The 21018-nt window shown below is 61.3% G+C and carries 15 protein-coding genes, 1 tRNA gene and 1 pseudogene; 15 read left to right on the top strand and 2 right to left on the bottom strand.

The window, feature by feature from the left end; genetic code table 11:
• Positions 1-26 precede the first annotated feature (26 nt).
• The 8 genes from PWJ82_RS02480 to PWJ82_RS02445 all read left to right on the top strand — a co-directional run bounded on the left by PWJ82_RS02480 (position 27) and on the right by PWJ82_RS02445 (position 6620).
• Positions 27-102: transfer RNA gene (locus PWJ82_RS02480), tRNA-Ala, on the top strand.
• A 255-nt stretch (positions 103-357) separates the two neighbouring features.
• On the top strand, positions 358-1086 hold the full coding sequence (locus tag PWJ82_RS02475) for an ABC transporter ATP-binding protein (protein WP_274735144.1): 729 nt from the start codon (positions 358-360) through the stop codon (positions 1084-1086).
• Complete coding sequence (locus PWJ82_RS02470) at positions 1083-1856, top strand: ABC transporter permease (RefSeq protein WP_274735142.1); 774 nt, start codon at positions 1083-1085, stop codon at positions 1854-1856. Before PWJ82_RS02475 ends, PWJ82_RS02470 begins: the two co-directional genes overlap by 4 nt.
• On the top strand, positions 1853-2419 hold the full coding sequence (locus tag PWJ82_RS02465; RefSeq protein ID WP_274735141.1) for a TetR/AcrR family transcriptional regulator: 567 nt from the start codon (positions 1853-1855) through the stop codon (positions 2417-2419). The genes PWJ82_RS02470 and PWJ82_RS02465 overlap by 4 nt, the downstream gene beginning before the upstream one ends.
• A 95-nt stretch (positions 2420-2514) precedes the next feature.
• On the top strand, positions 2515-3363 hold the full coding sequence (locus PWJ82_RS02460) for an HAD family hydrolase (RefSeq protein WP_274735140.1): 849 nt from the start codon (positions 2515-2517) through the stop codon (positions 3361-3363).
• 76 nt (positions 3364-3439) lie between these two features.
• Entirely contained in the window at positions 3440-4789 is a 1350-nt protein-coding gene (locus tag PWJ82_RS02455; RefSeq protein ID WP_274735139.1) for an NAD(P)/FAD-dependent oxidoreductase, read from the top strand.
• A 351-nt stretch (positions 4790-5140) separates the two neighbouring features.
• Complete coding sequence (locus tag PWJ82_RS02450; RefSeq protein ID WP_274735137.1) at positions 5141-5644, top strand: hypothetical protein; 504 nt, start codon at positions 5141-5143, stop codon at positions 5642-5644.
• A gap of 223 nt (positions 5645-5867) precedes the next feature.
• Positions 5868-6620 (top strand): HAD-IIB family hydrolase, encoded by a 753-nt coding sequence (locus PWJ82_RS02445; RefSeq protein ID WP_274735135.1) that lies wholly within the window; start codon positions 5868-5870, stop codon positions 6618-6620.
• On the opposite strand, the gene PWJ82_RS02440 is transcribed toward PWJ82_RS02445, so the two are convergent.
• Positions 6617-7057 carry an HIT family protein gene (locus tag PWJ82_RS02440; protein ID WP_274735134.1) on the bottom strand — a complete coding sequence of 147 codons (441 nt, stop codon included), beginning with the start codon at positions 7055-7057 and terminating at the stop codon, positions 6617-6619. The genes PWJ82_RS02445 and PWJ82_RS02440 overlap by 4 nt on opposite strands.
• Positions 7058-7221: 164 nt before the next feature.
• Here PWJ82_RS02440 and PWJ82_RS02435 point away from each other — a divergent pair, with 164 nt between their 5' ends.
• Positions 7222-10122, top strand: coding sequence for a leucine--tRNA ligase (locus PWJ82_RS02435; RefSeq protein ID WP_274735196.1), 2901 nt, complete (start codon positions 7222-7224; stop codon positions 10120-10122).
• A gap of 126 nt (positions 10123-10248) precedes the next feature.
• Positions 10249-11220: an aldose 1-epimerase gene (locus tag PWJ82_RS02430; protein ID WP_274735194.1), complete on the top strand. Its 972-nt coding sequence runs from the start codon at positions 10249-10251 to the stop codon at positions 11218-11220.
• Between the two features lie 12 nt (positions 11221-11232).
• Here PWJ82_RS02430 and PWJ82_RS02425 read toward each other — a convergent pair whose 3' ends face one another.
• Entirely contained in the window at positions 11233-13101 is a 1869-nt protein-coding gene (locus PWJ82_RS02425) for a helicase HerA-like domain-containing protein (protein ID WP_274735133.1), read from the bottom strand.
• Positions 13102-13217: 116 nt separating this feature from the next.
• Between PWJ82_RS02425 and PWJ82_RS02420 the strand changes: the two genes are divergently transcribed.
• The 5 genes and pseudogenes from PWJ82_RS02420 (at position 13218) to pntB (ending at position 20909) form a co-directional block, all read left to right on the top strand.
• On the top strand, positions 13218-14213 hold the full coding sequence (locus PWJ82_RS02420; RefSeq protein ID WP_274735131.1) for a ComEA family DNA-binding protein: 996 nt from the start codon (positions 13218-13220) through the stop codon (positions 14211-14213).
• Positions 14210-16042: pseudogene (locus PWJ82_RS02415) on the top strand (ComEC/Rec2 family competence protein); the annotation flags it as partial. The gene PWJ82_RS02420 and the pseudogene PWJ82_RS02415, both read left to right, overlap by 4 nt.
• Positions 16043-16682: 640 nt before the next feature.
• Positions 16683-17660: a DNA polymerase III subunit delta gene (holA, locus tag PWJ82_RS02410; protein ID WP_274735129.1), complete on the top strand. Its 978-nt coding sequence runs from the start codon at positions 16683-16685 to the stop codon at positions 17658-17660.
• Positions 17661-17900: 240 nt separating this feature from the next.
• Positions 17901-19427 carry a Re/Si-specific NAD(P)(+) transhydrogenase subunit alpha gene (locus PWJ82_RS02405; RefSeq protein ID WP_274735127.1) on the top strand — a complete coding sequence of 509 codons (1527 nt, stop codon included), beginning with the start codon at positions 17901-17903 and terminating at the stop codon, positions 19425-19427.
• A gap of 48 nt (positions 19428-19475) precedes the next feature.
• Positions 19476-20909 carry a Re/Si-specific NAD(P)(+) transhydrogenase subunit beta gene (pntB, locus tag PWJ82_RS02400; RefSeq protein ID WP_342455160.1) on the top strand — a complete coding sequence of 478 codons (1434 nt, stop codon included), beginning with the start codon at positions 19476-19478 and terminating at the stop codon, positions 20907-20909.
• The last annotated feature ends 109 nt before the right edge of the window (positions 20910-21018 follow it).

Below are 21018 nucleotides of genomic sequence, written 5' to 3'. Positions count from 1 at the left end.
TCCGACTAAAGTTCTATAAGTCGCTTGGGGCTATGGCGCAGTTGGTAGCGCGCTTCCATGGCATGGAAGAGGTCAGGGGTTCGAATCCCCTTAGCTCCACCAGTAGGAATATGTTATTCCGATGCACAGTAATATGGCAGTTTCTATTATTTTCTTGTTCGTTCTCCGTCACATCTCCTCGCGTCGAATGAGCCGGCTATTTACCCTATCTATTTGCCGCTAACCAGGCGCAATGCTCGGAAGACCTTCTATCAAAAACCGCCGGATATAAACGCAAAAGCCGTCGCGCATGCCGGTGGTGACTAAGTACTCTCCCAACCGTTGCTTTCCCTATTTTGTGGGGGTAATGTCTTGCACATGAGAAATTCAACAGGTGTTGAATCCGTGGTGAGGGTGCGGAACCTGCATATTCGCCGCGGTACAACCTCAGTTTTACGAGGCCTGAATTGTAACTTGTCGCGCGGATCCATCACAGGCCTTTTAGGCCCCTCTGGGTGCGGCAAAACCACGCTGATGCGCGCAATCCTGGGCGTGCAACGCATCACCAGTGGCTCGATAGAAATTCTTGGGCTTCCTGCGGGAGCGAAGGCCCTGCGGCACAAAGTTGCATACACGAGTCAAGCACTTTCGATATATCCAGACATTAGCGTTCACGATAACGTCACCTACTTCGCCCGATTGGTTGGGGCGGATAGCGCCGATGTTGAGCAGGCCATCAGACGGGTGCAGTTGACCGACTATGCGGCACGGCCAATCACAAAATTGTCCGGAGGCCAGGCAAACCGTGCCTCGCTCGCCTGCGCCCTGGTCGGCCACCCGGAGGTACTGGTGCTTGACGAACCCACCGTGGGCCTTGACCCGATTACCCGCCAGGAGCTGTGGCAAGTATTCCGAGGTTTCGCCGCCGAAGGAGTTACCTTGCTTATATCCAGTCACGTCATGGACGAGGCCTCACATTGTGATGAAGTGCTGTTCATGCGCGAAGGCGAGTTCTTGGCACAAGAATCTATTGAGTCAGTCCAAGATCGCACCGGCACAGATAATCCGGAGGAAGCATTTCTCGCTCTTATTAAGGAGTCCGTATGAGTGTCACCCCAGCCGTTCGCCGCACTTCGCCGTTCGCAACCGTTGCTCGTATCATTTCCCAGTTGAAGGCCGATCCCCGCACCGTCGGTCTGATCCTGGTGGTGCCGGTGTTGCTGCTGACGCTGCTCTATTTCGTATTCGTCGATGTTCCCGTCGCCGCCGGCCACACGCCTCTCTTCAATACGATTGGCCCCATCATGCTTGCGGTATTGCCGATGCTGCTGATGTTCATCGTTACTTCGGTGGTCATGCTGCGTGAGCGGACATCGGGCACGCTCGAGCGCGTCCTCACCACCCCGCTGAGCCGATGGAACCTGATTGCATCGTACGGGGCAGTTTTTGGATTCTTATCTGTTGCCCAGTCGTTGATCCTCGCGGTTCTAGTTTTGGGGCCGATGGGTGTGGAGCTCGCGGGGCCGTGGTGGGGACTCATAATAGTGGCGCTACTTGACGGTCTGTTCGGTGTTGCCTCTGGCTTGTTGGCGAGTGCCTTTGCTCGCACGGAGTTTCAAGCCGTGCAGTTCATGCCTGTTTTCGTCGCTCCGCAGATCTTTCTTTGCGGTCTCTTCGTGCAAAATGAACACATGCCCGCACTTCTAGCTAAGGTAGCCGATGTGCTCCCGATGACGTGGGCTGTCGATGTGGTTCGGCAGACCCTAGAATCCAGCTCGCTATCCTCAGATTCGTGGCTTCGTATCGGACTTTTAGCTGGGGTCATTATTCTTGCTTTATTGCTCGCCTCGGCAACCATGCGAAGGAGTACGAAGTGACCGAAACTTCCAAGGGTGCCCAAACGCGCAAACGCCTACTGGATGTAGCGGAGGAACTTTTCTCGCAGTTTTCATTCGATTCTGTTTCGGTACGGAAAATAGCTGGCAAAGCTGGTGTAGACGCATCGTTGATTAATCACTACTTTGGCTCGAAGGAAGGACTCTTCAACAAGGTTCTGGATCGGATAGTCCAGCCGCGAGAAGCCGTCACGCAAATCAGCAGCCTGCCCAAGGAGCAATGGGGACCCGAAATCGTGCGTTACGCAGATACAATGTGGTGCTCTCCATCAGGAAAAGCCCTTCTTGCGTTGTTTCGACGGGCAATGGCAAGCAGCCCAAACGTGCTACACAAGGCGGCGGAGACGTTATTAATAGACCGCATCCTCACGCACCTCGATAGCCCCGACCGTGAGCTACGCATCTCGCTGGTGCTCAGTCAGATGACGGGAATCATAGTCGCGCGGTACATCGTCACAATCGAACCCCTTGCCACTTTGACTACTGCCGAACTCGTATCTCTCGTCGGCCCTACGATTCAGCGCTACCTCACTGGTGAACTGTAGAAGATGGAATTTCGTATTTTCACCCGCTTCATACACTCGGTTACTATCGTTGCTATGAGCACAGCGAAATCCACCATCCCCAGGAATGAGCGATAATGCCACGCTACTATCTCGGTGTTCGGGACTCTAGCGGGCACATCAGTTACCACGAACGCAAATTCGCCCGCCCCACGAATGTACTTTTCGATGTGGATGGCACCCTTACGGACGCCAGCTCGCGAGTGCTCCCGGAAAATATCGGCGCACTCCAGCAGCTTCACGCTGCCGGCATCCCGATTACCTTAGCAACCGGGCGAATCATTGCCGGGGCTGCCGATATCCTCACGGCGGCGGGCGTTCCCGGATGGGTGGTGGCTGAAGGTGGCTCCATCGTCTGGGACGGGCACGCGGTAGTGCGCCGCCACCCGCTCGGCGCCACCGCCTACGCCCGGGCTATCCGCTTCGCGGAGGAACACGGTCTTGGGATAGTCGTCAATGGAGAAGATGGCGTCGTCGTACGAAGCTTCGGGGCGCCTTTGTTTGAGGACGTTATTCGCAACGCCTCCGCGGGGCGCGAACCGCTCCGCGGCGACGTCGCCGGCCTTGCGGCCGATACCATCACGAAACTCTCCTTCTCCGGAACCGAAACTCAACTTGACCGGCTCCGCGAACTCTGGCAGGAAGCGTTTCCCGGGGCGGTGCGCGGGCACGCTCATTTCGTTGATGTGGTGGCTCCCGGGGTGACCAAATGGGAAGGAATTGAACTGGCCTTGCGGGCGCGCGGGCTAAAACCGGGGCACACCCTAGGGGTGGGGGACTCCGCCAATGATATTCCCTGGATGCGCGAAATAGCGCAGAGCTTCGCAATGCCGCAGGCCAGTACTGAAACCAAGGCAGCCGCCCGGTGGATCCTCCCGGTGGGACCTGCTCCGGTTGCTGATCTGGTTGCTGCTATGCTGCGGTGATATTTGCTGAGGGTCACTATTATGCACTCGCGCAAAGTATTGGAAAGTAGCTCATACATCCACTATGTTATGGGTTATGAGTCACAGTATTAAAGGAAGTGCGTTACCGCATGTGGTCATCGTCGGAGGTGGCTTTGCTGGTATCCAAGCGGCACGTGGCCTCCGCCAGGCTCCCGTGCGGGTAACGCTCATTGATAAGAATCCGTACACTACGTTCAAGCCGCTGCTTTTCCAAGTGGCTTCGGGCACGCTCAACGCGGGGGATATTACCTACAACCTGCGTGCACTACGCAGCAAGCAAAAGAATCTGCGTTTCGTACTCGGGGAACTCCAGCACGTGGATACGGATAACAAGATCATCGAGCTCGATGACGAGCGCACGATGGCTTATGACTACCTCGTCCTCGCCACCGGCGTGAGCGCTGCTTACTTTGGTATTCAGGGCGCCGCGGAACACACCTTGCCGATGTACACGCGCGATGAAGCGCTTGAGGTCCGCGACCGGCTCTACGGACTGCTGGACGGCATGGATGCCGTTGAGAATCCGGGGCCCTTCCGGGTGGTTGTGTGCGGGGCGGGTCCCACCGGAGTGGAAACCGCCGGCGCCATTGCCGAACTGCGTAATTTCGATTTTGAGACGCTTTACCCCAGTATTGATACCGAGCAATTTGAGATCATCCTCGTGGATATGGCACCCACGGTTCTCGGACCTTTCGATGAGAAGAGCCGTAACGCCGCCCACCGCGCCCTTGAAGATCGCGGCGTGAAGGTGCTTCTCAACCAGGCTGTTTCCGCGGTGGAGGAGAACCGCATCCTGGTAAAGAACACCAAGACGGAAGAAGAAGAGTGGATTGACGCCTCGCTGATCGTCTGGTCTTCCGGTGTAGGTGTTCCGCCCGAGGTCAAGGAATGGAGCGTGCCGCAGGGCGCGCGCGGGCGTATTCAGGTGAATGAGCACTTCCAGGTGGAAGGGGTCGACGGCGTTTTCGCTGCCGGTGACGTAGCCGTGAGCGGCGAACGCGGGCTCCCGCAGCTGGCCCAGCCGGCTATTCAGGGCGGACGGCATATCGCCAAGGTCATTGCCAATAATCTGGCGGGTAGGGAAACTGAACCTTTCGACTACTTCGACAAGGGCACGATGGCCACCGTGGGCGTTGGTTTCGCGGTCACCGAAATTCCGCACTTGCCGGCCATTACCGGTAAGTTCTCCTGGCTCATGTGGAATGCCCTGCATATCCAGCAGCTCCAATCCGGGCGGGAAATGTTCGCGGCTTTCGCCAACCTCGCCTCGAAGTACTTCCTCTTCCCGAAGCGCCATGATGTTATCGTGGGCGATATCCATCGCTTCTCGCGGCGGGCGCGCCAAGGGACCGTGAGTGCCTCCCCGAAGCTGGATGCTGAAGAGCTCGAGAAAGCTGAAGTGTAACGTGCCGGTGGCACTGCCAGTGGTGGTGCCATCCTGAACCGGAACACAGCGGGCCGAGAGATAGCTACCTCAAGATTTTTCTGTCGTAACCTCATGCCATCATTCAGGTATGAATGAGATACTGCCAGAAGATGTCCGGGTAACCCTATCCCTCGGCCCGCCGCCAGGTCCCGTGCTGGATCTGTCGTATTCGCGGTGGCCGCTTCGGATAGCTACCCTTAGTTGGTACCTACCCGCTTCCGGCGGGTGGTGAAATGAGTACGCGCGTTTCCACTTTCTTGCTATTTTAAGTGTGAAGTGCCTCGGGTCATGATCCCGTCGTGGCCGTCGCTCGTTACGGAAGGAATACTCATGAGCGAACAGAATAACCAGTTCCCTGATAATAACCCCGGTTATGGTCAGCAGAGCGCCCAGCCGGAACAGCAGTCCTACCAGCAGGGTTTTGATCAGCAGAATCAGCAAACCCAGCAGAGTCAGGCGCAGGGCCAGGGCTATATCCCCGCCCCGCAGCAGGGCCAGTGGGCTCCTTCGGCGTACTCAGCTCCGGGATACGGCTACCCGCCCCAGCCCCAGCAGCCGCACAACCCTTCCGGCTTTGCGGCGCTGTTCTCCACCAGCTTCTCCACCCGCGTAGCGCGTTCCATCGCGCCAATCATCATGATTCTCGCCTTTATCGTGGCCGGCTGCCACGTGCTTGTCTCGCTTTTTGCCATGATTAGCGTTTTCGGTGAATATACGCCCGCCACGGTCGCGCTTGCCGGAGTCCTCAGCTTCCTCCTCAGCCTCGTGGTTGCTCTCCTTATTATTGGCGGTGCCCGGTTACTCTGCGAGGCAGCCATTAAAGACGAACAGTAGGCAGGGCTAGCGCTCCGGGGCCGGGGTATGGGCTCCTCACCAGCCAGATACCCTGCCGTTCCCAACCCACCAGCGGGCTGATACATCGCAATGTATCAGCCCGCTGCGTCGTCGTAAGAACGCGTGGTTACCCTGTTACAAGGGCTGGGTCACCTGCCCTGCGGGTAGGTTAGTGCTGCCCAGTTATTTCGCATTTGCGCGGTCGGTGCACCATACTGTGGCTATGACGTCTTATCGCCTTATTGCTTTTGACCTGGACGATACCCTGGCACCTTCTAAATCAGCGCTGCCGGAACGCATGGCGCGAGCCCTGCGGGCACTGCTCGATACGTATGAAGTGTGCGTGATTTCCGGTGGCCAATTCGGACAGTTCGAAAGCCAGCTCCTGGAAGGACTGGATGGCACCCCCGCGGAACTTGCGCGTCTCCACCTCATGCCTACCTGCGGAACCCGCTACCTCGTTCACGATGAGGGACAGTGGCGCGATGTGTACGTCCGCAATCTCACCGCGGAAGAACGCCGGGATGCTGCCCTGGCCTTGGAAGAAGAAGCACGGCGGCTCGGGCTGTGGGAAAGCAGCACCTGGGGAGAGATCCTGGAAGACCGCGGATCCCAGGTGACCTTCTCCGCACTCGGGCAAAGCGCCCCGCTGGAAGCGAAACGCGCCTGGGATCCGAGCGGGGAAAAGAAAAACGCGCTGCGAGAAGCTGTCGCAGCGCGTCTGCCGTACCTGGAAGTGCGCTCAGGTGGTTCAACGTCCGTGGATATTACCCGTAAGGGCGTGGACAAAGCATACGGAATTGCTGAATTATCCAAGCAAACTGGTATCCCCATCGCCCATATGCTCTTCGTGGGGGATCGGCTCGATCCGGCCGGAAACGACTACCCGGTTACCCGGCTCGGCATCGATACCCACGCGGTACGGGATTGGACCGACACCGCCGAATTTATTGAGAATCTGGTGGGGCTGGCCTAGGCAAGAGAACCGAGTTGTTCGGGAACGAAAGCCTCCCAGCCTTGTTCACGTAGGGCCGCACGCAATTCCTCCATGGCTGCGTCCAATTCGGCGCCGGGCACATCCTTGCGAGCCGAAGCGAAACTGGTGACGTTTTCCGAATCGGCGGGAATAACGTGCAGGTGGGTGTGGGGTACACCCAGACCGGCGATGACCAGCATCGCACGATCCACTCCGAAAGCTGTGATCTGGGCTTTGCCGATCCGCTTGGCAACGATGAAAAGATGCGCTGCCGTCTCATCATCAAGATCTGTGAAACGGTCAATTTCCGCGCGTGGCACAACCAGAACATGCCCGCGAGCGTGCGGCTCAAGCGTTGCGAAAGCAACGCACACGTCGTCGGCCCAAACAAAACGACCCGGAATCTCACCGGCAATGATTTTTGAAAAGACGCTCATGGTCCCAGTCTAGTCGCCGGCTTCGCCCTCTAGCTGTCATCTTTGCTGGCACGTGGCCGCCAGCGCAGCCTCGCGGCTGTGGACGACCTGAGATTTATCGGGGGAGAGAGCTACAATTGACCGAAGTCGACCGTCGAAAAGGAGTACCCTTGAACGCTGAGGATATGACCCAGTTCCGCTACACCGCGGACCTGGCTAATGAGATCGAAGCCCACTGGCAGGAACGCTGGGAAGAGGAAGGTGCCTTCTACGCCGCGAACCCGGTTGGGGATCTCGCGGGTGATACCTCGGCTCCGAAGTTCTTCATCCAGGACATGTTCCCCTATCCCTCCGGGCGCGGCCTGCACGTGGGCCATCCGCTCGGGTATATCGCCACGGATACCGTGGCCCGCTACCACCGCATGAAGGGTGAGAACGTCCTCTACACCATGGGCTATGACGCCTTCGGACTTCCCGCCGAACAGTTCGCGGTGCAAAACGGCAAGCACCCGGCCATTACCACCGCGGAAAATATTGCCAATATGGCCGCCCAGCTGCATCGCCTCGGGCTTTCTCACGATTCACGCCGGGCTTTCTCCACTACTGATATTGATTACGTGAAGTGGACCCAATGGATTTTCACGAAGGTGTTCAATTCGTGGTTTGACCCGGATTACCCGCGCCGGGACGGGCGCGGAAATGGTGCGGCCCGGCCTATTGAGGAACTCGAAGCGAAATTTGCTAACGGGGAAAAGGCCACTCCGGATGGCCGGCCCTGGGAGCAACTCTCCAAGAAAGAAAAGGCGGAGGTACTCAGCGAATACCGTCTGGTTTATATTAAGGAAGCACCCGTTAATTGGTGTCCGGGCTTGGGAACGGTGCTCGCCAATGAAGAAGTGACCGCGGAAGGGCGCTCCGAACGCGGTAATTTCCCAGTCTTCCGGCGCAATCTCGCCCAGTGGATGATGCGGATTACCGCCTACGCGGATCGCCTCGTTAGCGACCTGGACACTATCGACTGGCCGGATAAAGTGCGGGCCATGCAGCAGAACTGGATCGGGCGCTCCCACGGTGCCACGGTTCGTTTCGAGCTTTCTGACGGTTCCGGGCGGGTTCTCGATGTTTACACCACCCGGCCCGATACCCTCTTCGGGGCCAGCTTCATGGCCGTTGCCCCTGAGCACGCCGCACTGGGCGGGACCGAGCCCGGCACGGAAGCTGATGCTCAGGCTCTGCTGGTTCCCGATAGCTGGCCGGATGGCACCCGTGCAGAATGGACCGGCGGATACGCCACCCCGCGCGAAGCGGTAGCTGCCTACCGGGCTCGTGCCGCCGCGAAATCGGAAATGGAACGCACCTCGGATACCCACGAAAAGACCGGCGTTTTTTCCGGGCTCTTCGGAATCAACCCGGTCAATGGCGCCAAAGTTCCGGTATTCGTGGCGGATTATGTGCTGGTCGGTTACGGAACCGGTGCGATTATGGCAGTTCCTGCCCATGATGATCGTGACTGGGCTTTCGCGCGTGAATACAATCTGGACGTCATCCGCACCATTGGCCCGGCGGAGGACCCGTACGGCCCGAATTTGGAGGAAGGCGCCTACACCGGGGACGGCATCCTCGTTGATTCCGCCAATGAGGAGATCTCCCTCAACGGCATGAGCAAAACGGAATCCATGGCCGCGATCATCGCCTGGCTGGAAGAACGCGGGGCCGGAACCGCCACCGTCACCTACCGTCTGCACGACTGGCTTTTCTCCCGCCAGCGCTACTGGGGTGAACCCTTCCCGATCGTTTGGGACGAGGAGGGGATTGCGCACGCGCTACCCGAATCGATGCTTCCCTTGGAGCTGCCCGAAATGGAGGACTTCTCGCCGGCCTCTTATGATGCCGACGACGCAGATTCGCTGCCCCAACCTCCGCTGGAACGTAACCCGGAATGGGTGAATGTGGAGCTTGACCTGGGCGATGGCCTCAAGAAGTACCGCCGCGAAACCAATACCATGCCGCAGTGGGCAGGATCGTGCTGGTACGAATTGCGCTACGTGGATCCCACCAATTCGGATAGCTTCTGCGCCCCGGAAAACGAAGCCTACTGGATGGGCCCGCGTCCCGAGGCCGGTAACACTTCCGGCGGGGTGGATTTGTACGTGGGCGGTGTCGAACACGCGGTACTCCACCTGCTTTACGCGCGGTTCTGGCACAAGGTCCTCTTTGACCTGGGCTACGTTTCCTCCTCGGAGCCTTTCCACAAGCTCTTCAACCAGGGCTACGTGCAAGCCTACGCCTATACCGATGCCCGCGGAGCCTATGTACCGGCCGATGAGGTAGAAGAACGCGAAGAAAACGGTGAAACGGTTTTCTACTACCAGGGGGAGAAAGTCAACCGGGAATACGGGAAGATGGGCAAATCCCTCAAGAACATCATCACGCCCGATGATATGGCCGATCAGTACGGCGCGGATACCTTCCGCGTCTACGAAATGTCCATGGGCCCCCTCGATGTTTCCCGCCCCTGGGATACCCGTGCGGTGGTGGGTTCGCAGCGCTTCTTGCAGCGGCTGTGGCGCAATATTGTTGATGAACGCACCGGTGAGGTGACGGTCAGCGATGCCGCCCCCGATGCCGAAACCGCCAAGCTCCTGGCCCGCACTATCGCGGGAGTTGCGGATGATTACGACCATATGCGTATCAATACCGCGATCTCGAAGCTCATCGTGCTCAATAACCACCTCACCGGGCTGGAAGCGGTGCCGCGGGAAGCTGCCTGCGCTATCGTGGCCATGGTGGCCCCGGTCGCACCCCATATTGCCGAAGAACTCTGGGCACGTTTGGGGCAGCCCGGCCTGGTGGCGCGCGCTAGTTTCCCGCAGGTCAGTGACGCATCGCTTCTCGTGGATGACACCGTCACCTGCGTGGTGCAGGTTAAAGGTAAAGTCCGGGCCCGCCTGGAGGTACCCCAGGATATTTCCGATGCGGATCTAACTGCCCGAGCCCTGGCCGAAGAACGGGTGCAGGCCTTCCTGGACGGCGAACCGCGCAAAATTATTGTGCGCGCCCCCGGACTCATCAATATCGTTCCCTAAATCGGAACGCAGTCAAGTATCGGGCTCTGAGGTGGTCCGGGCGCGGCGCCAGGCTCAGCGCCCGGAACTCAGGCACTCATCCAAGGGGAGGAACCCGCGGGATTAAGGAGGAATATCGTGGCACGTATGCGAATCACGGCGCACGACTTTGACGGTAACCCGGCGTGGCTTCTCAGCGCACCTGGCGGAGCCAGCGCTCTCGTAGCTGCGCGCGGGGCTACTCTCCTCTCCTGGGATCCTGACGGTGAGGTGTTCTCCGGCTACCGCAGTGCCGCCGAATTAGAGGAGGCAGCCGGTGGACGTGGGCTCATCGAAGCTCCCTGGGTGGGGCACCTCGCCGGCGGGTGCTATACCTGGGACGGGCAGAGCTACCACCTGGAGGCTGATACCACCGGTCGGTGCCTGCGGGTTCACACTTGTGAATTCCGGCGGGAACGCTCCGCAGATGCGCTTATTTTGCGCGCGGAGCTTCCCGCGGTCGCGGGGTACCCCTGGCCCGTGGGAATTCAAGTGGTCTACGCGCTGGGCGATTCCAGCGCGGGAACCCATAATCTGTCCGTCAGCGTGGAAGTGACGAACCTGGGTGAGAGCTGCGCCCCGGTGGCGGTGGCGTGGAACGGCTACTTGCGCTTCCCGCAGCTCGCCTCCATTTCAAAAATGTCGGCAACGGTCAGCGCTCGCACCAAGATCGCGGCCGATGCCCACGGAATTCCAGCTCCCGGCGATGCCGCGCTCACCGGGGTAAGCACCCCCGTGGAGTGGCCGGTGCTCGGTGCTAGCCGTATCGACTCCACCTTCACCTCGCTGGTCCCCACCAGCGACGGCATCGTGGCAACCGTCCTCACCGATCCGGCCCGCGAACGCGATATTATCCTTGCCCAGGAACCGAGCGAAGCACCCTATGTGCGGCTATGGACCGGGGATACGCTGGAACGCGGGGCCCGGGAAGCACTCCTGGTGGCCCCGGCTTCCGCTCTCCCCAATGCTTTTAATCGGTCGGATCAAGTGGGGCGCGTGGCGTTGGCCCCGGGCCAGTCCCGCAGCCTCACCGTCACTATGAGCTATCCGGCTACGTCCACTTCGTACGCGCGCAAGTAGGAGGTGCCGGCGCTAGCGCCGTCGTCCGAAAATCGAATTAATAATCGAGCGGCCGAGCGACCTCCCGGCGCTGCGCACCACCGAATCGATGGCCGCATCGCGGCGCCGGGCCTGGCGCTCGGCAGCCTTTTCGGCATTCCGCTGAGCCTGCTGGGCGGCCCGCTCGGCTTCACGCTCGGCGGCCGCCAGCTTTTTCTCCGCCTCGCGGGCGGCTTTCTTCGCTGCGGCCTCCTCGGCCCGCCGCTGTTCTTCAGCTTCTTTAGCGGCCACCGCGGCAGCTTCCAGTTGCGCGCGCCGCTCGGCAACCCCACGCGCCGCGCCCTCGCTCGTGGCCTCCCCGGAAAGAGGAGCAGGCCGGGGTGTTGTGCCGAGGGCGGTGCTCAGCGCTGCCGGTGTGGCTGGGCCCATGACGGAGCGCGGCGCCCACAGCCGGGTAGGGGCCACTGCCGTAGGGGCGCCGTCGTCGCCCAAACCCGTGACCAGAGCTTCACCGGTCCCTAACGCGGGCAGTACGGCCGCAATATCGAGGGGCGAGAAGGGGAAAGTTTTTGCTGTTTCCTTGAGAACCTTGACGTCCTTGGGGGTGTGGGCGCGCAGGGCGTGGTGTATGCGGGTACCCAACTGTGCGAGTACCGATTCCGGAATATCCTGCGGGGTTTGAGTTACGAAGAAAACCCCCACGCCTTTCGAACGGATGAGGCGTACCACGCGGGTAACCTCGTCCACGAAATTCCGGGACGCACCCGAGAACAGTAGATGCGCTTCGTCGAAGAAGAACACCAGGCGGGGCAGGGGAGTATCTCCTACCTCGGGCAGGTCGGAAAAGAGCCGGCTGAGCACCCACATGGTGAAAGTGGAGAAAAGTTCGGGCATATCGCGCACGTCGGGAAGCTCCAGGGCGGAAATAACACCGCGCTCACCTTCGTGGGCAATGAGTTCGCTCGGACTAAAGGACGGACGCTGGAAAAACATATCCCCACCCTGTGCAGCCAGGGCAGATACTTCGCGCAAAATCACCCCGGCGGTCGCGGTAGATACTCCGCCAATACCGGAGAGCTCCGCCTTCCCATCCGTGGTCAAATAATGGAGTACCTCGCGCAGGTCCTCCAGGGTGTACAGTCGCAGATTTTCTTTCTCCGCCCACGCGAAAACCAAGGCCAGCGCCGATTCCTGGGTGTCGTTAAGTTTGAGGGCCCGGGCCAGGAGCAACGCACCGAAATCCTCCACCGTGGAGCGCAGCGGCACCCCGGTTGTTTCGGTGAGGGAATACAGATGCAGCGGGAACGAGGCCCCCGCCCACTCCTGCCCCAAAGCCCGGGTGCGCGCTGTGAGCTTATCGGAAGGCACGCCCGCTTCGCACAGGCCCGAAAGATCGCCCTTAATATCGGTAAGGAACACGGCCACGCCTGCCGCGCTTAGCTGTTCGGCCAGCAGCTGGAGGGTACGAGTTTTCCCGGTGCCGGTTGCCCCACATACCAGGCCGTGCCTGTTGAAACTCGCGAAAGGTAGCCGTACCAGAACATCGGGCCGCGGATTCCCGGTCGGGTCCAGGTAGGCGCCCAGGGTGAGAGCCGGTCCGGATATCTGGTAGCTGCGAGCCATCTCGCTCGCGTAATCGTCATTGTTGGGTTCCGGGGATTGTTCCGGAGAGTCTTCCGGCGACGCCGCCGCCGGCTGCACGGGTGGGCGCTTCTCTGCCGCGGTGGCGGGTGGAGTGTCAGTGGCGGTGTCGGTGGCAGTTGAGGCTTCTGAAGCGAGTGACGTTTGTGCGGCGAGGGCGGCATCGAGGCGAGCCTGGGCGAGTTCGGCTTCCGCGCGGGCAGCTTTGGCAGCGGCTTCGGCCGCTTCGGCGCGCAAGCGGGCAATATCGGTGTCGTTCATACCCATATTGTAGAGCGGCGGTGGCGGTACCTATCCACAGCTGGTCAAACGTCAGTGTTATCCCCAAGCGGGCGGCGGTGCCGGCGTGAGGGCACGAGGGTGAGCATGATGGGGCCATGACTACTTTATTACCTCTCCCCGCCCCGCGCCTCAGCCTGCCCCATCCTGATCCGGTACCGGAGGCAGGTCTGGAGCCGAGTGCGGGTGGGCCGCAGGGCCGCAGTGCGGTACGGGATTTCGCGAATCTTGCCCTTGGGGCTGGTACCGGTGAAGATATCGCCGTGCTCACCACCCCTGCGCAGGCATCGCGGTGGCGCTGGTCTCCTCGAGCACTGGGTGCCTTTGCTATTGCTCTGCTGGGCGGGCTCCTCATTCTTGGGGCGCTGGCCTGGCTCGGGCGTGGAGGTGGACCCACTTCCGCCAGCCCCGCAGCGGTGCCACCGGGGAACAGTGTGGCCAGTTCGGGTGCCAACATGGAAGATCCGGCTGCGGTTTCTACCGATCCGCAGGCTTCGCCGGGTCCTTCTCAGGGTGGGGTGGTGGGCAGCAAAACTGGGCCGGTTAGCCCTACCGCGGGAGAATCCGGTCCCGCAATCATCGTCGCCTATATTTCTGGTGAGGTGGTCACCCCGGGTGTATATAGCGCTCCCGGTGGAGCTCGGGTTAACGACCTGGTGGAATTAGCTGGCGGGCTCACCCCGAATGCTGACGGTGCCGTGGTCAATCTAGCCGAACCCGTGGCGGATGGCTCTCACATCCACATACCCGCACCCGGTGAAGCACCGCGAGCACTTTCCGGATCGGGTGGCAGCACAAGCCCGGGTGGGAGCGGTGGCAGTAGCGGTGGAAAGAATGGCGGCGCTGGAGGAGTGGGCGGTGGCGGCGGAGGGGGTGGGGGATCCGCGAAAAGCAATTCTGGTGCCCTCATTAACCTCAATACTGCCTCGGCCAGCGACTTAGAGACCCTGCCCGGGGTGGGCCCGGCCACCGCCCGGGATATCCTCAGCTGGAGGGAAAACAACGGTCCTTTTAGCTCCCCGGAGGATCTCCTCGAGGTTCCCGGTATTGGGCCAGCTAAATTTAATAAGCTATCTGCCTTGGTGACCGTATGACCGGTATCAGCACCCGCACCCCTACTCGTGCCCGTACTCGTAGCATTCAGCGCGGCTCGGCATCCGCGAACGCGGGCCACGGTCAAGATATGCGCCTCCTGCCGTCGGCCGGTGCCGCTCTGGGTGGGGCATGGGCGGCGCTGAATGGGTACGAGCCTCTCGCATTCCTCGGTGCTGCCCTGTGTCTCGCGACCGCTTGGGCGGTAGCCGGCCGCGCCCGGTCCCATCCACAACTACGCGGTAAGGCAAGCGGGGTGGTCTTGAGTATCCTCGCGGTGGCCTGCACGGGAAGCGCTGCTAGCATCGCCGGGCTGCTCGCCCTATCCGGGGCACATATCCCAGTGGTCAACACAAGCGTGGAATTGGAAGCCTCTATCGCGACCCGCCCGGAACCCTCCACCACACCGTGGGGAGAAGAAAAATGCACGGCGCTTCTGCGTCCTAATATGATCACCACCGCGGGTCCGAACGGGATGCGGCTCAAAGCCGGCCCGCGTGCGCGCATCCGCGCGGAGCTTCCCTGCACCGCACTGGCCGGCCAACACGTGATAGGCCGCGGCCGCCTCACCGCGGTGGAAGGGCGGCGCGAAAGTGCCCGCTGGTCCGGGCCCGCACTTCAGCTAAGTGGAAGTGGCGCACCCAGTGCGCGCGTCGTCCACCGTATCGATACCGCGCTCGCCACTCTGCTGTCGGCTCGCCCCGAACACGCCCGCGGCCTCATTCCCGGGGTAGCGTTAGGCGACGATACCCGGGTATCCCCAGAACTCGAAGAAGCCATGCGCACAACCGCCCTCACCCACCTCATTGCGGTATCCGGGGCTCATGTCTCCCTCGTCCTCGGCATCATTATCATGGCGGTCGGCCGGGCCCGGCCCCTACGCACCGCACTAGCCGGAGCTATTGGTTTAGGAGGACTGGTTATTCTGGTGGGACCCGCACCCTCGGTTATCCGCGCGGCACTCATGGGGCTGGTCGTTCTGGCGGGACTCGGAATGAACCGCCGGAGCCAAGCCATCAATGCATTGAGCTGCGCGAGCATCGCCGCTGCCCTCATGGATCCTTGGCTCGCAACCGGCTACGGGTTCCTGCTCTCCGCCAGCGCCACCCTCGGAATTATCTGCGGGGGATACCGGCTCACCGAATACCTCACCCGGTTCTTCCCGGCTACCCTCGCCCGGGTCATCGCCATTCCCCTGGTAGCTCAAATTTCCTGCCTACCCGTGCTTCTCCTCTTTACCGAAGCCGGGTCGCTATGGGCGGTCCCGGCCAATGCCCTCGTGGCACCCGTGGTCGCACCGCTCACCATTTTCGGACTTGTCGGTGCGCTCACCGCCCCGCTATTCCCGATTCTCGCTGGATTCGCCATCTCCTGTGCCGCTTTCTCCACGTGGTGGATTGACCAGGTAGCCCGCCTGCTTGCCTCTCTACCCGGATCAGGAATTCCCCTCCTCCTTGCCGGAATCGGTCACATATGTGCTGTTCTCGCGCTCCTGGTGGTGCCTCGCCTGAGCGCAGTTCTTATTCTTGTCGCCGCGCTCGCGGCCCTCGGGCTATCACGATGGCCCGGGAGCACCGCGATTCCTCCCAACTGGACGGCGGTGCAATGCGATGTGGGCCAGGGATCAGCTTTTCTCTACCGGGTGCGCGGATACACGATGATGATCGATGTTGGGCCTCGTACTCCGGCCGCTGCCCGCTGCTTGCGCGATGCTCAGGTGAGTCATCTTGATCTGCTCATCCTCTCCCATTTCCACTCCGACCACGTGGAAGGATTACGCGATGTTCTCAAATCCACCACAATCAGCGCGGTGTGGATATCACCAAATTCCGCCCCGAAGCCCCAGTCCCGTACCGCACTCGCGCTACTCGATTCGCACTCGATTCCGGTCAGCGTGGTAGCCGCGGGAACAACCCTACGGGTAGAGGATGTTCCCATCGCCCGGATTCTCAGCCCGCAGCCCGGGGCGCGTAGCATTCCCGAGGAAGCTAATGCTGATTCCCTCGTGGTCCTCCTCGATGCTGAAGGTGTCGACAGCCCGCGCCGATCCGGAGATAACAGCTCGGCCGGCGGCATTAGCATGGCCAGCGGCAGTAGCTTACCCGGCGGCACTACCCAGGCAGCCCAGCGCATTGTGGTGCTCGGGGATGCGACTGCCCCGGCCCAGGAACGCCTCGTTGGGGCGGTTGGGCCGGTTGATATTGCCGTCGTCGCCCATCACGGAAGCGCGGACCAATCCGAGCGCCTCGCACGCGAACTTGCCCCCGCAATTGCCCTCATATCCGTAGGGGAGAACAGTTACGGGCACCCCTCCGCGCGCGTCTACGAACTCTATGCCGGCGCGCGCATCTATCCGACCCTCACCTGCGGGGCAATAGCCTGGGCGGACGGTGAGCTGGTATCGAAGTGCGCGGAACCGGTTCGGCCACCTGCCGCACAACAGGTGAGTTATGACATGAGAGAATGGAGCCATGGCAGCCAAAGAACGCACGGTCGGGTACGACGCTCTCCGCTTAGAACCGGTCATTCTCATCATTGGTGCAGAGCCGGTGCTGGCCGAGCGTGCCTGGGCTCGGCTCGTGCGCCTCGCTCGCCAAACACACCCCGAGGTACAGGTTGTGCGTCTGGACGCCGCATCCTACGAGCGCGGTTCCCTCGCCCTCCACACCTCGCCCTCACTTTTCGGGGACCACCGCATCGTCGTCGTGACCGGCTCCGAGCATATGAATGACTCGTTCCTCGCGGAGATGCTCGCCTACCTCCAGCAACCCAACGCGGATATCCCCGTGATTATCCAACACGGGGGAGGCACGCGCGGCAAAAAACTTATCGACGCCATCGCTGCGGGGGGCTGGCAGGTAGCCCGCATCGAAAAAATCAAACGCGATGATGATAAAGCGCGTTTGGTGACGGCGGATGTGCGGGCCGCCGGGCGCAAAATCACGGACGGCGCGGTACGGGCCCTCGTTGACGCACTCGGGCAGGACCTGCGCGAACTGCTCAGCGCCACCGCCCAACTGCTCGCCGATGTGGAGGGGATGATCACCGAAGACCATATTCGGGATTTCTACGCCGGGCGTAATGAAGCAACCCCCTTTGAGATCGCGGACGCGGCCCTGGCCGGGCGCACCGGCCAAGCTTTAGCGCTGGCCCGCCACGCCTTCGCCACCCGGGTCAGCCCTGTTCCTATCGTGGCCGCGCTCGCGGCCAAACTGCGCCAGCTCGCCATTGTCCAGGCCCCGGGAATCAGCCAGCGGGAATTGAAAATGGCGCCCTGGCAAGCCCAGCGGGCCCGCCGGGAAGCGCGCGGGTGGAGCGATGCCGGGTTGGGGCAAGCTATCCGAGCGGTGGCGCTCGCCGATGAACAGGTCAAGGGTGCCTCTCGCGATCCGCAGTACGCCGTGGAACATGCGATTATTGCTATCGGGCGTGCCCGGCGCGGCAGGTAGTATCCGGCGCGGCCGGTAGACGGCCGTGCGTCCAGTAGCGCCCGGCGCACGGGCAGTAGCCCGCCTAGGCTTACGCTGGCACAGTTTTGCGCTCGAGCAGTCTCACGCTTTCCGGCGCGCTCAGGCCCTTTCGGGAAACGTGGAATAATAAGGGATGTCCCGCGGCGGCGCGACAATGGCGTATCTGGAGCGTCGCCTACGCAGAACGCAGCACGGCAGTGCTGTACTGAGGAGCACTTTATGCTTATTGGAATACCTAAAAGTACCCGCCCGGGTGACCCCCTGGTGGCGGGCACCCCCGATACCGTGGCCAAGCTCATCGCTTTGGGCTACGAGGTCGTGGTGGAAACAGGGGCGGGGGAGGCCTCGTCCTACCCCGATAGCCAGTACGAAAGCGCGGGCGCACGCCTCGTCTCCGCGCAAGAAGCCTGGGCCGCGGATATCGTTTTAGCCACCGACGCCCCGGATATCAGCTACCTTGACCGCATGAGCCGCGGTGCCACCCTCATTGCACGCATGAACCCGGCCGGCTCGCCCGAACTTATCGAGGAACTTTCCCGCCGTGAACTCACGGCCCTGGCGCTTGACGCAATTCCGCGTATTTCCCGCGCCCAGTCCATGGACGTACGTTCCTCCATGGCCAATATTTCCGGCTACCGGGCCGTGATCGAAGCCGCCTCCCACTTCGGGCGGCTTTTCACCGGCCAGGTCACCGCTGCCGGTAAAGTTCCCCCGGCCACTGTCTACGTTATCGGAGCGGGCGTCGCCGGGCTCGCCGCGGTCGGCACCGCCAATTCCATGGGCGCAATCGTCAAAGCAACGGATGTGCGTGCCGATGTGGCCGAACAGGTCCAGTCCATGGGCGCCGAATTCGTGGAGATCCCGGTGCGCCAGGAATCCGCGGACGGTTACGCCCGCGAAATGACTGCGGATCAGGCCAATGCCGCCGGGGTTGTCTACGCCCGGGAAGCCGCCGCCGCGGATATTGTTATTACGACGGCGCTCATCCCCGGCAAGCCGGCCCCGCTCCTTTTGGACTCTGAGGCAGTGGCCGCCATGAAACCCGGCAGCGTAATCGTTGATTTGGCGGCGGCCAACGGCGGAAACGTGGCCGGCACCCGCCCGGGAGAAATCCTCCACACCGCCAACGGCGTCACGATTATCGGCTACGAAGATCTCGCCTTGCGCCTGCCCGGCCAAGCCTCCCAGCTTTTCGGGCAGAACCTCGTTAATTTCCTCAAACTCACCACCCCGCAAAAGGATGGCCAGCTGGTGCTGGATACCGAGGATGATATTGTGCGCGGCATTCTGGTCACCCTCGGGGGAGCGGTGGCCTGGCCGCCTCCGCCCATCAAGGTCTCGGCCGCACCGGCCGCGCCTCCGGCACCTCCCGCACCTCCGGCTGCGCCTGAACCGGCCCGCCCCAGCCCACTGCGTTATCTGTGGGCCGGGTTGGCAGCGGCGGTAGCGCTGTGGATTCTCTTCACGGCACCGCCGGGCATGACCTCGCATTTAATCGTCTTCATGCTGGCCTGCGTGGTGGGCTTCTACGTCATCACCTCGGTGACGCACGCGCTGCACACCCCGCTCATGTCCGTGACGAACGCGATTTCTGGAATCATCGTGGTTGGGGCAATCCTCCAGCTCGGTTCGGGACATCTCGCCGTGACCATCCTTGCCGCCATCGCCTTCACCATCGCATCCATCAATATTTTCGGTGGATTCTTGGTGACTGCGCGCATGCTATCTATGTTCAAGAGGAGCTAAGCCGTGCTCACCACTATTAACGACATCGTTACCCTTGCCGCCCCGAGCTTGGGTGGTCTTAAGGTTGCTTTCAGCGTGCAAACCGTCGCCTACCTGGTGGCGGCCTTGCTCTTCATCCTTGCCCTGGCCGGGCTTTCCAAACAGGAAACCGCGGCGAAAGGTAATATTCTAGGCACCATCGGAATGGTGTTGGCTCTCGTTGCCACGATTATCGTGGTTCTCGCCTTCCCCACGGAAGCTTCTTCCACAGTTATTGTGCTGGTGCTCGTGCTCGCCCTCGTGGTGGGCGGCGGCATCGGGATTTGGCGGGCCCGCACCGTGGAAATGACGGGCATGCCCGAACTCATCGCCCTGCTGCATTCCTTCGTGGGCGCGGCAGCGGTGCTGGTGGGCTACAACTCCTTCCTCCAGCAACCCGGGGAAGATTTCTCCCCCACAAATGCCTTCCATATGGGCGAAGTGGGCTTGGCGGTGTTCATCGGCGCGATCACCTTCACCGGATCGGTATGCGCCTACCTGAAGCTCGCGGGGAAGATTCCCGGTAAGCCGCTGGTGCTCCCGGCCCGTAATCTTCTTAATCTGCTGGCGATCCTGGCCTGCCTGGGGCTAATTATTTGGTTCGCCTGGACCCGCGGGGTGGGGGCCGGCCTCATTCCCCTCATCCTCATCACGATTATTGCGCTGCTGCTCGGGGCACATATGGTGCTCGCGATCGGCGGTGGCGATATGCCCGTCGTCGTATCAATGCTCAATTCCTACTCGGGTTGGGCGGCAGCGATGGCCGGCTTCACCCTCGGCAATGACCTCCTTATCATTACCGGAGCGCTGGTGGGGTCCTCGGGCGCGTACCTCTCCTACATCATGTGCAAGGCCATGAACCGTTCTTTCATTTCTGTGATCCTCGGCGGTTTTGGGTCCGACGGCGCAGTTACCGGGGAGGCGCGTGACTATGGCAGCCACACGGAAACCACCGCGGCGGAGGTGGCCCAAGAACTCGCGGACGCCAGCTCGGTGATTATTGCCCCCGGCTACGGTATGGCCGTGGCCCAAGCCCAATATCCGGTGGCGGAGCTGACGAAGAAGCTGCGCGATAACGGAACTGAGGTACGTTTCGCTATCCATCCGGTGGCCGGGCGCCTGCCCGGGCATATGAACGTGCTGCTGGCCGAAGCGAAAGTCCCCTATGACATCGTGGAGGAAATGGACGATATCAACGATTCCTTCGCGGATACCGATGTCGTGCTGGTTATCGGGGCGAATGACACGGTCAATCCTTCGGCTTCCGAGCCCGGTTCGCCCATCGCGGGTATGCCGGTGCTGCATGTCTGGGATGCCAAGAAGGTGATTGTCTTCAAGCGATCCATGGGCAATGCCGGCTATGCCGGGGTGCAAAACCCGCTGTTCTTTAATGAGAATACCGATATGCTGCTCGGCGATGCCAAGGCATCCGTGGATGCCATCAATGCGGCTTTCCCCGGTTAAGATAGCCCCGCTCCCGCGCCGAAGCCCGGGCGCGGCCGGGGCAAGCTGAACAACTATAGCCACACGAGGAATCCCTCAGCTAGCGCAGGTGGCCGGAACACCTTTCAGG

Source organism: Actinotignum schaalii (assembly GCF_028864145.1).
Lineage (GTDB): Bacteria > Actinomycetota > Actinomycetes > Actinomycetales > Actinomycetaceae > Actinotignum > Actinotignum schaalii_B.
The sequence above is the reverse complement of the archived record's forward strand: the minus strand, read 5'-3'. Positions and strand labels throughout refer to the sequence as shown.

Bases quoted from the DNA above. Each gene is read 5' to 3' on its own strand.
- PWJ82_RS02430 (WP_274735194.1), top strand. From the start codon at position 10,249: ATGCGAATCACGGCGCACGACTTTGACGGTAACCCGGCGTGGCTTCTC.
- PWJ82_RS02470 (WP_274735142.1), top strand. From the start codon at position 1,083: ATGAGTGTCACCCCAGCCGTTCGCCGCACTTCGCCGTTCGCAACCGTT.
- PWJ82_RS02425 (WP_274735133.1), bottom strand. From the start codon at position 13,101: ATGAACGACACCGATATTGCCCGCTTGCGCGCCGAAGCGGCCGAAGCC.
- PWJ82_RS02405 (WP_274735127.1), top strand. From the start codon at position 17,901: ATGCTTATTGGAATACCTAAAAGTACCCGCCCGGGTGACCCCCTGGTG.
- PWJ82_RS02460 (WP_274735140.1), top strand. From the start codon at position 2,515: ATGCCACGCTACTATCTCGGTGTTCGGGACTCTAGCGGGCACATCAGT.
- holA (WP_274735129.1), top strand. From the start codon at position 16,683: ATGGCAGCCAAAGAACGCACGGTCGGGTACGACGCTCTCCGCTTAGAA.
- PWJ82_RS02440 (WP_274735134.1), bottom strand. From the start codon at position 7,057: ATGAGCGTCTTTTCAAAAATCATTGCCGGTGAGATTCCGGGTCGTTTT.
- PWJ82_RS02420 (WP_274735131.1), top strand. From the start codon at position 13,218: ATGACTACTTTATTACCTCTCCCCGCCCCGCGCCTCAGCCTGCCCCAT.
- PWJ82_RS02475 (WP_274735144.1), top strand. From the start codon at position 358: ATGAGAAATTCAACAGGTGTTGAATCCGTGGTGAGGGTGCGGAACCTG.
- PWJ82_RS02450 (WP_274735137.1), top strand. From the start codon at position 5,141: ATGAGCGAACAGAATAACCAGTTCCCTGATAATAACCCCGGTTATGGT.
- PWJ82_RS02455 (WP_274735139.1), top strand. From the start codon at position 3,440: ATGAGTCACAGTATTAAAGGAAGTGCGTTACCGCATGTGGTCATCGTC.
- PWJ82_RS02445 (WP_274735135.1), top strand. From the start codon at position 5,868: ATGACGTCTTATCGCCTTATTGCTTTTGACCTGGACGATACCCTGGCA.
- PWJ82_RS02435 (WP_274735196.1), top strand. From the start codon at position 7,222: ATGACCCAGTTCCGCTACACCGCGGACCTGGCTAATGAGATCGAAGCC.